Source organism: Micromonospora sp. NPDC057141, from assembly GCF_042670805.1.
In the GTDB taxonomy this organism is placed as follows: domain Bacteria; phylum Actinomycetota; class Actinomycetes; order Mycobacteriales; family Micromonosporaceae; genus Micromonospora.
The window spans coordinates 19,150-31,839 of the sequence record NZ_JBHUVA010000014.1 but is presented as its reverse complement, the minus strand read 5'-3'; the positions used below and the strand labels follow the sequence as shown (position 1 = coordinate 31,839).

Below are 12,690 nucleotides of genomic sequence, written 5' to 3'. Positions count from 1 at the left end.
CGGGCGACGCGGTGTCACAGTGTGGTTGCGTCGCCGCAGGCGGGCGTGCGCCCCGCCCTCGGGCCCGCAGGCCAGGCGGTGGGTCAGCCGATCAGCGGGCGGAACGTGCCCAGCGTGACGCTGACCGCCAGCGCCGCACCGGCCACCGCCGCCGCCCCGGCGATCAGCAGCCAGTCGGCGAGGACGAACCGTTGCCGCCGGGCCACCGTGCGCGGGGTGGCCGCGTCGAAGCCCCGGGCGTCCATCGCCACGGCCAGCCGGGTGCCCCGCCGGATCGCACCGACCAGCAGCGCGAACGCGGTCGAGACGAACAGCCGCAGCCGGGCCACCGGGTTGCGCCCGGCGTCCACCCCGCGCGCCCGCCGGGCCATGCTGATCATCTGCCACTCCTGGCCGAGCAGCGGCACCAGCCGGAACGCCGCCAGCGCGCCGATCGCGAAGCGGGTCGGGGCCTTCGCGTTCTGGACCAGCGCGTCGGCCAGGTCGGTCGGGTCGGTGGTGGCGAAGACGATCACGCCGGGCAGCGCCACCGCGAGCATCCGCAGCGCCAGCCCGAGCGCGGTCAGCAGTACCCCGCTGGTGACCACCACCGGCCCCGCCTCGACCAGCGTCCGGCCGGTGCGCTCGGCGGCGAACAGGACCAGGGTGACCACGATCCCGGCGGCGCTGAGCAGCAGCGGCGCGGCCCGGCGGGCGAGCACCCCGTACCGGATGCCGAACAGCGGCAGCACCGCCAGCTCGACCCCGATGGCGATGGCCGGCGCCACCGGGTCCAGGGTGGCGAGCAGGGCGAACGAGAAGACCAGCGCGGCGGCGACCTTCGCCACGGGGTTGCGCCGGGCCAGCGGCCCGCCGGGCGCGGCGACCGGCGCGATGCTGATCACGCCGCCACCGCCGGCCCCCTGCTCGTGTCGGTGCCGGTGCCGGTGCCGGTCACGCCGCCACCGCCGCCGGGTCGCGGGTCAGGGTGATCCGGCGGTCGGCCAGGGCCGCCACGAAGTCGGTGTCGTGGGTGACGGTGACGACGCCGTGCCCGCCGTCGCGCAGCTCGGCGAACAGGTCGACCAGCTCCAGCCAGGTGCGTCGGTCCTGGCCGAAGGTGGGCTCGTCGCAGACCAGCAGGCGGGGTGCGGTGGCCAGCGCCGTCGCCACGCTCAGCCGCCGCGCCTCCCCACCCGAGAGGGTGTACGGGTTGGCGCGCGCCAGCCGCGTCAGGCGCAGCCGGTCCAGCAGTCCGTCCACGGTGGCCCGGACGTCGGCCTCGCTGCGGCCGGTGCGGCGCGGCCCGAGGGCCAGCTCGTCGTGGACCGTCCCGGTGACGAACTGGTGCTCCGGGTCCTGGAAGACCGACCCGATCCGGCGGGCCAGGGCGGGCGCCCGCCAGCGGTGCGGTGCGGTGGCGGCGTCCCGCCCGGCCAGCTCCCGGGTCGCCGACACCCGCCCGGCCCCCGGCCGGAGCAGGCCGCCGAGCAGCAGCGCCAGGGTGGACTTGCCCGCGCCGTTGGGGCCGAGGACGGCGAGCGCCTCGCCGGCGCGTACCGCCAGGTCGGTCGGGGTGAGGCGGGGCGGCAGGGCGACCCCGTCGGCGGTGAGTAGCGGGTCGCCGGCGGCGGCGGTGGCCCGCCGGGGCGGCACCGTCCGGCCGGGCACCCAGACCCCCTCGGCGGCGAGCGCGTCGCCGTGTACGGCGAAGACGGCCTCCGGCGGCCCGTCGGCGCGGACGCCGCCGCCCGGCTCCAGCACCACCACCCGGTCGACCAGCGGCAGCGCCTCGGCGACGCGGTGCTCGACCAGGATCAGCGTGGTGTCGGCGGTCACGGCGTCGGCCAGGGCCCGGCGGACCAGCGCCGCTCCGGCCGGGTCGAGGTTGGCGGTCGGCTCGTCGAGCAGCAGCAGCCCCGGCCGCGGGGCGAGCGCCCCGGCCAGCGCGAGCCGCTGCTGCTCGCCGCCGGAGAGGGCGGCGGTCGGGCGGTCCCGGTCGTACGGGAAGCCGACCCGTTGCAGCGCCTCGTCCACCCGGGGCCAGATCTCACCGGCGGGCACGCCCCGGTTCTCCAGCCCGAACGCGACGTCGTCGCCGCAGCGGGCCATCACGAGCTGGCTCTCCGGGTCCTGGAAGACGATGCCGACCCGGTCGCGGTCGGCGCGGGGGTCGACGCCGTCGACCTCGACGGTGCCCTCCTGTTCGCCCGAGTCGTCGGAGAGCAGCCCGGCCAGCGCGGCCAGCAGCGTGCTCTTGCCGGCCCCGGACGGCCCCAGCAGCAGCACCCGCTCGCCGGCCTCGACGCGCAGGTCGACCCCGCGCACCGCCCACGCCCGTCGCCCGGCATGCCGCCACCCGAACCCCCGCACCAGCACCGTCATGCGTCCTCGCCCCTCCGCCCGCCGTCGGTGATCAAGAGGTTTGCGTCAGGAGAGCCCGCTCGGCTGACGCAAACCTCTTGATCGACATGTGGAACGCTCGCGCTAGATGGGGGTGCGGGTACGGGCGGCGGGGAAGCGGTCCAGGGCGCCCGTGGTGACCAGGGCGCGGGTCAGGGACCAGGCGCCCGCGCCCGCGATGACCGTGGCGCTGACCACGGTGAGCAGGGCGTACGGGAGGCGGTAGCCGGTCAGGTCGTACTCGGCGTTCCAGACGAAGAAGTCGAACAGGGCGGCGCTGACGCCAGTGAGCGCCCCGGCGAGCAGCGCGGTCGGCAGCCGGAACGAGCGGTAGCGGAACGCGGCGAACGCCAGCTCCGCGCCCAGCCCCTGGATCATGCCCTGCGGGATCACCGTGCCGGCCCACTGGCTGCCCAGCAGGGCGGACAGGACGGCGGCGACGGTCTCGCAGTACAGGGCCGCGCCCGGTTTGCGGATCACCAGGCCGCCGAGCACGGCCGGCATCAGCCAGACGCCGTAGAGCAGGGTCTGCGCGGGCGGGAAGAACGCGAACGCCCCCTCGGTGGCGCTCCAGACCAGGCCCCAGGCCCAGAAGATGACGCCGAAGGCGACGGCGATCACCGAGGCGACCACGATGTCGATCGTGCGCCAGCGGTTGCTGTCGGTGTGGTTCATGGTGGCTCCCAGTCCTTGACGAACCAGGAGAAGACGCACGCCGAGCCCGGTGGAACCGGACGTCGACGCGGCTGGAGGTCGACCGAACTCCCTGCGCTGGCATTACCCAGATCAGGTTCGAGGGTCTGCGGGCGGTGCCCGCACTCTCAGCGCTGTGCGCTCCCCTGTCGGATGTGAAGTTGTCCCGCCGACGCTAACACCCGGGAAGATCACCGGGCAAAGTGATCTTTCCGCAGCTCACCGGGAGCATCCGGATCCTCGCCGGCATCCGGATACCGCCATCTCGGCGTAGTCCATCGACCTGGCCCGCTGGGCGCGATAGTGTCGCCCCGCCGCACCGTTGCACCGAGAGTCCGCCGCAAGCGTTGCACCGAGAGTCCGCCGAACCGTTCACGCCCCGAGGGAGCGCGCCCGTGCCGTCGACGACCGACAGCTCCGCCCCGCCCGTCGGGCCCGACGGGGGAGCCACCGGCCCGCCCGTGGACGGCGGGCCGGTCGACGTCTCCCACGGGCGGGCCCCGGCGACGGGGTCGGCCGGCGGGGACAGGCCGGACGTACCGGAGGGGGAGGCGGCGTCGGGCGGGCCGCGACGGTCGGTCGGCGGCTGGTTCGGTTCGGTCGAGGTGCTGGCCGCGCTGCTGGTCCTGCTGATCGTGTTCCGCGAGCAGCTCGCCGGTGCGCTCGCCGCGCCCCGGTTGCAGACCTGGACGACGGTCTTCGTCTCGGTGCTCGTGCAGGCCGTGCCCTTCCTGGTCTTCGGGGTGCTGCTCTCGGCGGTGATCGCGGTCTTCGTGCCGCGCTCGTTCTGGGCCCGGGCGCTGCCCCGGCACCCGGCCCTCGCGGTGCCGGTGGCCAGCGTCGCCGGCGTGGTGCTGCCCGGCTGCGAGTGCGGCTCGGTGCCGATCGCCGGCTCCCTGATCCGGCGCGGCGTCACCCCGGCGGCGGCCCTGGCGTTCCTGCTCGCCGCCCCGGCGGTCAACCCGGTCGTGCTCGCCGCCACCGCCGTCGCCTTCCCCGGCGCGCCGGAGATGGTGCTCGGTCGGGCGGTGGCCAGCCTGATCGTCGCCATGGTCATGGGGTGGCTCTGGCTGCGGCTCGGCCGCGCCGACTGGATCCGGCTGCCGCGCCGGCCCGAGCTGGACGGTGCGTCTCGGGGCGCGGCCTTCTGGGGGGCCGTGCGGCACGACGTCGTGCACGCCGGGGGTTTCCTGGTCGTCGGCGCGATGGCCGCCGCCAGCATCAACGTGCTGGTGCCCGAGCGCTGGTTGCAGACCCTCGCCGACAACCCGGTGCTGTCGGTGCTCGCCCTGGCCGTGCTCGCCGTGCTGCTGTCCATCTGCTCGGAGGCCGACGCCTTCGTCGCGGCGTCGCTGTCGCAGTTCTCCCTCACCTCCCGTCTCGTCTTCCTGGTGGTCGGGCCCATGGTCGATCTCAAGCTGATCTCGATGCAGGCCGGTGTCTTCGGCCGTCGGTTCGCGTTCCGGTTCGCCCCGGCGACGTTCGTCGTCGCCGTCGGGGTGGCCAGCCTCGCCGGGACGGTGCTGCTGTGAACCGGCAGGCGCAGGCGGTCGTCCTGCTGCTGCTCGGCGGCGCGGTGGTCCGGGCCAGCGTCACCGACCTCTACCTGCGGTACGTCAAGGAGGGGCTGCGGCCGTTCCTGATCGCCGCCGGGCTCGTGCTGATCGCCGCCGCGATCATGACCCTCTGGTACGACCTGCGCCCCGCCCCACGCGGCGACGCCCCCGCGTCCGGCGACGGGCCCGGGTCCGGCGGGCATGTGGAGGACGACGACGGGCACGGGCACGCCCACCACGGGCCGCGCATCGGCTGGCTGCTCCTGCTGCCGGTGCTCGGGCTGCTGCTGGTCGCCCCGCCGGCCCTCGGCTCGTACGCGGTGGGCCAGGCCGGCACCGCCCTCGCCGGGCAGCAGCAGTCGGACTACCCGCCGCTGCCGCCGGGCGACCCGGCCCCGGTCACCGTCCTCGACTATGCCTCCCGGGCCCTGTTCGAGCGGGGCGCGTCGATCGGCGAGCGGCGGGTCCGGCTCACCGGGTTCATCGCGCCCGGCCCCGACGGGCAGCCGATCCTGGCCCGCATGGTGCTCTCCTGCTGCGCGGCCGACGGCCGCCCGGTCAAGCTGGGGATGAGCGGCGACGTGCCGCTGGGCCTGCCGCCCGACACCTGGGTCGAGGTCACCGGCCGCTACAGCGACCGGGTCGGGCGGGACCCGGTCAACGACGCCGAGATCCCGTACCTGGCCGTGGAGTCCTGGCGGGAGGTGCCCGCCCCGAGAAACCAGTACGAGTGAGCGGCCCCGCCCTGGGTAGGCTGCCGATCATGCAGGTCGACGCGCGAGGGCTGACGTTCGAGGTGCGCACGGGCGGTCCGGCCGCCGGCGAGCCGGTGCTGCTGCTGCACGGCTTCCCCCAGCACAGCGGCGAGTGGGACGGGGTCGTGCCGGCGCTGCACGCCGCTGGGCTGCGCACGTACGCGCTCGACCAGCGCGGCTACTCGCCCGACGCCCGGCCGGCGGCGGTGGAGGCGTACCGCATTCCGGAGCTCATCGCCGACGCGGCGGCGGTGCTCGACGCGCTGGGCGTCGACGCGGCCCACGTGGTGGGGCACGACTGGGGCGCGATCGTCGCCTGGGGGCTGGCCGCCGCCCACCCCGGCCGGGTGCGCACCCTCACCGCCGTGTCGGTCCCGCACCCCGCCGCGATGGCGCACGCACTGGCCACCGACACCGAGCAGAAGGCCCGCTCGTCGTACATCGCCCTGTTCCGTAAGCCGGGCAAGGCCGAGAAGGTGCTGCTGGCGTTCCGGGCCGCCGCCCTGCGTCGGCTGCTCGGCGGGGTCGGCGACGCCGACCGGGTCGCCCGGTACGCCGACCCGATGCGCGCCCCGGGCGCGCTGACCGCCGCCCTGAACTGGTACCGCGCGATGTCCCGGCGGGACCTCGCGGCGGTCGGGCCGGTGCCGGTGCCGACCACGTTCGTCTGGAGCGACCGGGACGTGGCGATCGGCCGCGCCGCCGCCGGGGCGTGCGTCGCGCACGTCACCGGCGACTACCGCCTCGTCACGCTGTCCGGGGTGTCGCACTGGATCCCCGACGAGGCGCCCGGCGCGCTGGCCGAGGCGGTCCTGGCCCGCACGGCCCCGGCCCGATGACGCCGGCACCGACCACCCAGCCGCACACCCGCGCCTCCCTCGCCGCGCAGCTCGCCGACCTGGGGGTACGCCCCGGCGGGGTCGTGCTCGTGCACGCCGGGCTGAAGGCGCTCGGCTTCGTCTGCGGCGGCGCGCAGGCGGTGGCCCTCGCCCTGCGGGACGCGCTCGGCCCGCAGGGCACGATCGTGGTGCCCACCCACACGCCGGAGAACAGCGACCCGGCCGAATGGACCAACCCGCCGGTGCCGGCGCACTGGTGGCCGATGATCCGGGCCGAGACCCCCGGCTTCGACCCGGCGGTCACCCCGAGCCGGTTCATGGGGGCGTTGGCCGAGACCGTCCGGGGCTGGCCGGGAGCCCGGCGCAGCGATCATCCGCAGGTCTCCTTCGCCGCCCTCGGGCCCGCCGCCGAGCGGGTCGTGGCGGGGCATTCCCTGGCCGGCATGCTCGGCGCCGACTCGCCGCTGGGCCGGCTGTACGACGCCGACGCCGAGGTGCTGCTGCTGGGCGTTGGCCACGACTCGAACACGTCGCTGCACCTGGCCGAATACCGGCAGCCCGCCCCGCCGGTACGGCGGGAGGGCGCGGCGGTGCGCACCCCGGACGGCGGCCGGCGTTGGGCGCAGTGGGACGACATCGTGCTCGACGAGAGCGACTTCCCCCGGCTCGGGGCGGGGCTGGAGGCGACCGGCGCGGTGCGGGTCGGCCCGGTCGGCGACGGGACGGGGCGGCTGATGCGCCAGCGGGCGGCGGTCGACTTCGCGGTGGGCTGGCTGGCCCACAACCGACGCACCGGAGGCGCAGCACGGCCCGGGAACGCATGACGGACGGAGGACGCATGACGGTGAGCGCCGAGGACTACCTGGCGGTGGTGACGGAGACGATCGGCCGGGTGTCGGCCAACCAGCGGGAGGCGGTGGGCCGGGCGGCGGACCTGATCGCTGACGCGTTGCGCGCCGACGGGGTGGTCCACGCGTTCGGCACGGGCCACTCGGAGGCCCTCGCCATGGAGATCGCCGGCCGGGCCGGCGGCCTGGTGCCGACCAACCGGATCGCGCTGCGTGACGTGGTGCTGCGCGGCGGGGCACCGGCCGACGTCCTGGGCCCGCTGCTGGAGCGGGACCCGGCGGTGGCCCACCGCCTCTACGAGCTGGCCCCGGTCCACCCGTCCGACGTGTTCGTGGTGGCCTCCAACTCCGGGGTCAACGGGGCGATCGTGGAGTTCGCGGCGCTGGTGACCGGGCGGGGGCACCGGCTGGTCGCCATCACGTCGGCGCAGCACTCGGCGCGGATGGCGTCCCGGCACCCGTCGGGGCGCAAGCTGGCCGACTTCGCCGACGTGGTGCTGGACAACGGCGCCCCGTACGGCGACGCGACCCTCCCGCTGCCCGGGGGCGGCGCGGTCGGCGCGGTCTCCTCGATCACGGCGGCCCTGCTCGCGCAGCAGATCACGGTCGAGGTGGTGGCCCGGCTGCTCGCGGCGGGGGAGCGGCCCCCGGTCTACCTGTCGGCCAACATCGCCGGCGGCGACGAGCACAACGACGCCTTGGAGGCCCGGTACGCGGGCCGGATCCGCCGGGGTTCCTGACCGCGCCCGGGCGGGGTTCCGACCGGGCCCGAACCGCCCCGCCATTCCATGCGGGCAGGGGGGTGAATCGGTTTCGCCGCTGATCCGATCGGGCAATGGCGATGCTGCCGGCGGGCCGCCCCTGCCGGCGCTACCGTCGCCCCCGGAGGTAACACGTGTCGAAGGAAACCGAGCGGCAGCGCTGGCAGCGCAACTTCGCCGACCTGCTTCAGGAGCTGCGGGTCGCGCAGACGGGCGTGCAGATCCTCTTCGCGTTCCTGCTGACCCTGCCGTTCAGCAACGGGTTCACCCGGACCAGCGACTTCCAGAAGGACGTCTACATCGTCGCGCTGCTGTCGGCCGCCGCCGCCACCGCGATGATCATCTCCCCGGTGGCCTTCCACCGGGCGCTGTTCCGGCAGGGGCGCAAGCCGGAGCTGGTCCGCTTCGCCCACCGGATGGCCAGCGGCGGGCTCGCGTTCATGCTCGTCTCGATGGTCAGCGCGGTCCTGCTGATCACCGACTTCGTGCTGGACCGGGGCATCGCCTTCGTGCTCACCGCGGTCACCGCCGGGTGGTTCCTGACCTTCTGGGTGTTCCTGCCGTTCGCCCGCCGCAACTGGGGCGAGGATGACATCGACGACGACGATGACGACCCGCAGACGCTGACCGGCGACTGACCGGTGTGAAAGGAAGGGCCCCCTGTCAACGCTTTCTGCATAGCAGGGGCACCTGTTGACCATCGGGCCGGCGGTCAGCGGGCGACCGCCCAGGCCAGCACGGCCGCCAGGATGAGCCCGTTGAGCAGCGCCAGCACCAGGTACGCCTGCGGCGGGATCTTGCGGCCCCGCCGGACGAAGCTGACCAGCACGACGGCGTACGCCAGCAGCAACACGGCGACGACGATCAGGAAGTAGAGCACCGCCCCACCCTAGACGAGCGGCTGCGGAGCGGACCGGCGGTCGTCGACGCCCATGGGGCGGTGACGGGCGCGCCGACAACCATCTACATTGAAGGGATTCGATTGATTCGGTTCAAGGAGTGGGCATGAGAGCATTGCGACGACGCACAGGTGGATTCATCGCGATCGCGCTGGCGGTCCTGGCGGGCGGGGTGGCCGTCGCGGCCGGGGCCGCCACCGCGGCGGCGACCGGGTGCCGGGTCGACTACAAGGTCACCAGCGAGTGGCAGGGCGGCTTCGGCGCGGACGTCACCATCACGAACCTCGGCGACCCGGTCTCTGGCTGGACGCTCACCTGGGCCTTCGCCGCAGGGCAGCGGGTCACCCAGGCGTGGAACGCCACCGTCACCCAGAACGGGACGGCGGTCAGCGCCAGGGACGCCGGCTACAACGGCTCCATCGCCACCAACGCCGGCGTCAACTTCGGCTTCAACGGCGCGTGGACCACCGCCAACCCGGTGCCGACGGCGTTCTCGCTCAACGGGGTGTCGTGCACCGGCATCCCGACCGCCACGCCGTGCGCGCCGCCGTCCACCCCGTCGTCGCCGTCGGCCACCCCATCCCGTACGCCGACCCCGACCCCCTCGACGCAGGCTCCGGTGACCGTCTGGCTGGCCGGCGACTCCACCGTCGCCAACCCGTCCTCCAGCGGCGCCTGCCCGGTCGGCTGGGGCAACCAGTTCGGCCAGTACCTCAACAGCAACGCCACCGTGGTGAACAGCGCGGTCGGCGGGCGCAGCATCCAGACCTGGCTGTACGACCCGAACGTCACCACCACGAAGAACTCGGCCGGTGAGTGCGTGATCAGCCCCGAGACGTACTCGACCCGTTGGCAGGCCATGCTGAACTCCAGCACCGGGATGAAGGCCGGCGACTACCTGTTCATCCAGTTCGGCATCAACGACGGCGACCCCAACTGCAACCGGCACGTCGGCTCCGCGCGGTACAAGCAGCTGCTCGGCGTGATGGCCGGCGCGGCGAAGCAGCGCGGCGCGCGTCCGGTCTTCCTCACGCCGGCCGCCGCGATCACCTGCTCGGGCAGCACCGCCACCGGCAACCGGGGCTTCCTCGCCGAGACGTTCGACGCGGGCACGGCGAACAACGTGCCGGTCATCGACCTGCACAGGCTGAGCTACACGCTGTACAACAGGCTCGGACTGTGCCCGAACAACGGTGACTACACCTCGGGTGCGGTGGGCGCGTTCTTCTGCAACGACCACACGCACTTCGAGGCGGCGGGGGCCCGGCAGGTCGCCGGCGTGGTGGCCACCGCGCTGCGCGACCAGCAGATCGGCCTTGCGGCCTACCTGCGCTAGCGACCGCGGCCGGTGGGTCAGGAGATTGCGCAGGCGGTCCCGTTGAGGGTGAACGCGGTCGGCCGGTTGTTCGCGCCGGGGGCGTCGGCCAGGAAGCCGAAGCTGGCCGTGCCGCCGGCCGCGATCGTGCCGTTCCAACCCGCGTTGGTCGCCCGCACGGTGGCGCCGCTCTGCGTGTAGCCGGCGTTCCACGCCTGGTTGACCCGCTGGCCGTCGGCGAACGTCCACTGCACGGTCCAGCCGTTGACCGGCGCGGTGCCGGTGTTGCGGATCGTGACGTCGCCCTGGAAGCCGCCCTGCCACTGGCCGGTGATCGTATAGCCGACGGAACAGCCGGTCGTGCCGGCCGGTGGCGTGGTGGCCGGTGGCGTGGTGACGGGCGGGGTGGTGGCCGGCGGGGTGGTGGTGCCGGGCGTCGGGGTGGTGCCCAGCTTCGCGGCGACGACCGGGGCGAGCCGGGCCGTGATCGCCCGGTGGCCGGCGTCGTTCGGGTGCACCGAGTCGCTCAGCCCGTCGGGCGGCAGCCAGCCGGTGGTGTCCACGTAGAACACGTTGCGGTCACCGCCGTCGGTCACCGCCGCGACGGCCGCGGCGGTCTCCGCGGCGTACCGGCCGCTGAAGGTACGCAGGGCGAAGATCGCCGCGCGCGGGTACTTGCCCCGCACCGTACGGATGAACGTGGCGTACTGGCTCTGGAAATGCGCGCCGCTCACCCCGTGGCTGCGGTCGTTGGTGCCTAGGTTGATCACGACGGCGTCGGCCTGGTAGCGGGTGAAGTCCCAGTTCGGGCTGGTGGCCGCGTATCCGGTCTTGAGGAACTGCGCGGCCACGCTGACGCAGCCGTCGGCGGTGGCCACCAGGCAGCCGCCGCCGTAGCCGAGCTGGGTGTGCTCGGTGCCGAGCTGCTCGCCGGTCAGCCACCCGTATGCGGTCAGCGCCACCCGCGACGACGTGGTGCCGAGCGTGATGGAGTCGCCGACGAACTCGATCAGCCGGGGCCGCGCCGGGGTCGGCAGGGTGGTCGCGCCGGCGTCGAGGGTCAGTCCCTGGAACACCGCGTCCCCCGTGTACGAGCCGCCGACCACCCGGTACGACACCAGCAGCGTGTGGTTACCGGCGCGCAGCGGGGTCGGGGTCAGGTTGACGGTGCCGCTGACGTTGGTCAGGTACGTGAAGTCGGCCCCGTCGATGCTGTAGTAGAGGTCGATGGTGCGGCGTTGCCGCAGCTTGACCGTGGTGCCGGTGAATCCGGTCCGGAGGTAGGCGCCGGCCCAGTTCGGCACGTACGCGGTGCTGTTGCTCCTGTCCCAGCGGCCGACGAACGCGATGTTCGGATCCGTGGGTGAGCCGTCGCCGGTCGCCGCCTGCGCCGGCGGCAGCCCGATGAGCGTGGCGGCGAGCATCGCCGCCACGCCGGCAGCCCCGGCTGCGACGATCGACCGCCTGCGGGACATGGACATGGGTCGCTCCCTTCCGGCGCCCCGGCACCGGCGTAGGGCAGGCGCTCCCAGGCGCAACGCATCGAGACTTATCTAATCCTCTTCCTGTGGTGCGCACAACCTGCGGCGGACGCGACGGTCGCGGCGGTGATGGCGGTGATGGCGTGGCGGGTCCGCGTGATGGTTGCCCTCCGTGACGATCACGGTTCCCTTGTGATCATCGACCAATCTGACTCTGCGTTACGGCCTTGCCTGCACCCAGCACATCTCGTCGCCTCTTTGCTCTGCACCTACCAACGCAGCACCTGGGTTGAGCAGTCGGTCTGCAAGATCGCGGCTGGTGTGGGGGATGTGACGTGCGGTTGCGCTGCGTGAGCGCTGCGTATTTGGGTGCAGAGCAAAGGGGCCGGAGGGGATGGTGGCGTCGAGGCGGTGAGTTACGCGGCGTCACGAGCCGCCGGGGTGTGGGCGGGACAGGCCGCCGCCCGGCGGTCCGGCGACTCGCTGGTCCGGTCGGCTGCCTGGCCCGGCTGCCTGGTCAGCGGCCCGTTCGTAGGCCGAGTCGGCGCAGCTCCAGCGCGGCGAGCGCGTCGACGGTGGCGTCGTCGCCGCGCCGCCACGCCTCGGCCACGTCCGGGGCGATCCGGGTCAGCTTCCCCAGCGGCTGCCCGGCCAGCGCCCGTAGGGCCAGCAGGTCTCGCCCGGCGGGGACCGTGGCCAGCGCCTTCGCCGAGGCGGCCCGGCGCATCCAGCGCAGCCGCAGCGGCAGCCAGCCGAACAGCACCAGGCCGAGCGGGAAGACCAGCACCGCGATGCTGAGCGCCAGGGCGAGCTGACCGACCAGCTCCTGCTGGTCGCGGCCCGCCTCGGCGACGGCCCGCGCCGCCTCGGCGGCCTTCGTGAACGGGGCGGTCAGCTCGTCGCCGACCAGCGGCACCCGGCCCACCTTGCCGCCGGCCTCGGCCAGGCTGTCGGCCAGGCCACCGCCGGCACCCTCCAACTTCTGCCCGGGCACGGCGAGCTTCTGCACCAGGTCGTGCACCCAGAGCGCGAAGCGAATCGCGGCGTACACCCAGGCGAGGACGAGCAGGTCGGTGAGCAACTGGCGGACGGCGGTCGGGAGGCGATCGGCGTAGATCTTCACGCCGCACAGCGTCCCATGGCCGGACCGACCCGGCAGGG

Annotated in this window: 13 protein-coding genes and 1 riboswitch; of the genes, 7 read left to right on the top strand and 6 right to left on the bottom strand. The window is 74.3% G+C overall.

From position 1 onward, the window contains the following. Positions 1–83: 83 nt before the first annotated feature. The 3 genes from ACFT41_RS11215 to ACFT41_RS11205 form a co-directional block, all read right to left on the bottom strand. Positions 84–884, bottom strand: a complete 801-nt coding sequence (locus tag ACFT41_RS11215) for an energy-coupling factor transporter transmembrane component T family protein (protein ID WP_377586742.1) — start codon at positions 882–884, stop codon at positions 84–86. A gap of 49 nt (positions 885–933) precedes the next feature. After that, positions 934–2,364 (bottom strand): ABC transporter ATP-binding protein, encoded by a 1,431-nt coding sequence (locus ACFT41_RS11210; protein ID WP_377586741.1) that lies wholly within the window; start codon positions 2,362–2,364, stop codon positions 934–936. A gap of 102 nt (positions 2,365–2,466) precedes the next feature. Beyond that, positions 2,467–3,057, bottom strand: a complete 591-nt coding sequence (locus ACFT41_RS11205) for an ECF transporter S component (protein ID WP_377586740.1) — start codon at positions 3,055–3,057, stop codon at positions 2,467–2,469. A gap of 70 nt (positions 3,058–3,127) precedes the next feature. Then, positions 3,128–3,233, bottom strand: a riboswitch (TPP riboswitch). A gap of 237 nt (positions 3,234–3,470) precedes the next feature. Between ACFT41_RS11205 and ACFT41_RS11200 the strand changes: the two genes are divergently transcribed. The 6 genes from ACFT41_RS11200 (at position 3,471) to ACFT41_RS11175 (ending at position 8,472) form a co-directional block, all read left to right on the top strand. After that, positions 3,471–4,607, top strand: coding sequence for a permease (locus ACFT41_RS11200; RefSeq protein ID WP_377586739.1), 1,137 nt, complete (start codon positions 3,471–3,473; stop codon positions 4,605–4,607). After that, the gene (locus tag ACFT41_RS11195; protein WP_377586738.1) at positions 4,604–5,365 is read left to right on the top strand and encodes a TIGR03943 family putative permease subunit; all 762 of its coding nucleotides are present in this window, start codon (positions 4,604–4,606) and stop codon (positions 5,363–5,365) included. Before ACFT41_RS11200 ends, ACFT41_RS11195 begins: the two co-directional genes overlap by 4 nt. 29 nt (positions 5,366–5,394) lie before the next feature. After that, positions 5,395–6,225 carry an alpha/beta fold hydrolase gene (locus ACFT41_RS11190; RefSeq protein ID WP_377586737.1) on the top strand — a complete coding sequence of 277 codons (831 nt, stop codon included), beginning with the start codon at positions 5,395–5,397 and terminating at the stop codon, positions 6,223–6,225. After that, entirely contained in the window at positions 6,222–7,049 is an 828-nt protein-coding gene (locus ACFT41_RS11185) for an aminoglycoside N(3)-acetyltransferase (protein ID WP_377586736.1), read from the top strand. The genes ACFT41_RS11190 and ACFT41_RS11185 overlap by 4 nt, the downstream gene beginning before the upstream one ends. A gap of 14 nt (positions 7,050–7,063) precedes the next feature. After that, the gene (locus ACFT41_RS11180) at positions 7,064–7,813 is read left to right on the top strand and encodes a sugar isomerase domain-containing protein (protein ID WP_377586735.1); all 750 of its coding nucleotides are present in this window, start codon (positions 7,064–7,066) and stop codon (positions 7,811–7,813) included. Between the two features lie 155 nt (positions 7,814–7,968). Further along, positions 7,969–8,472: a DUF6328 family protein gene (locus tag ACFT41_RS11175; RefSeq protein ID WP_377586734.1), complete on the top strand. Its 504-nt coding sequence runs from the start codon at positions 7,969–7,971 to the stop codon at positions 8,470–8,472. 74 nt (positions 8,473–8,546) lie between these two features. Here the strand turns inward: ACFT41_RS11175 and ACFT41_RS11170 are convergent, their stop codons facing one another. Beyond that, positions 8,547–8,714 carry a hypothetical protein gene (locus ACFT41_RS11170; protein ID WP_377586733.1) on the bottom strand — a complete coding sequence of 56 codons (168 nt, stop codon included), beginning with the start codon at positions 8,712–8,714 and terminating at the stop codon, positions 8,547–8,549. A 125-nt stretch (positions 8,715–8,839) separates the two neighbouring features. Here ACFT41_RS11170 and ACFT41_RS11165 point away from each other — a divergent pair, with 125 nt between their 5' ends. Then, entirely contained in the window at positions 8,840–10,069 is a 1,230-nt protein-coding gene (locus tag ACFT41_RS11165) for a cellulose binding domain-containing protein (RefSeq protein WP_377586732.1), read from the top strand. Positions 10,070–10,086: 17 nt separating this feature from the next. Here ACFT41_RS11165 and ACFT41_RS11160 read toward each other — a convergent pair whose 3' ends face one another. Both ACFT41_RS11160 and ACFT41_RS11155 read right to left on the bottom strand, forming a co-directional pair. Then, complete coding sequence (locus ACFT41_RS11160) at positions 10,087–11,529, bottom strand: cellulose binding domain-containing protein (protein ID WP_377586731.1); 1,443 nt, start codon at positions 11,527–11,529, stop codon at positions 10,087–10,089. A 517-nt stretch (positions 11,530–12,046) separates the two neighbouring features. Further along, entirely contained in the window at positions 12,047–12,652 is a 606-nt protein-coding gene (locus ACFT41_RS11155; protein WP_377586730.1) for a hypothetical protein, read from the bottom strand. Positions 12,653–12,690 lie beyond the last annotated feature (38 nt).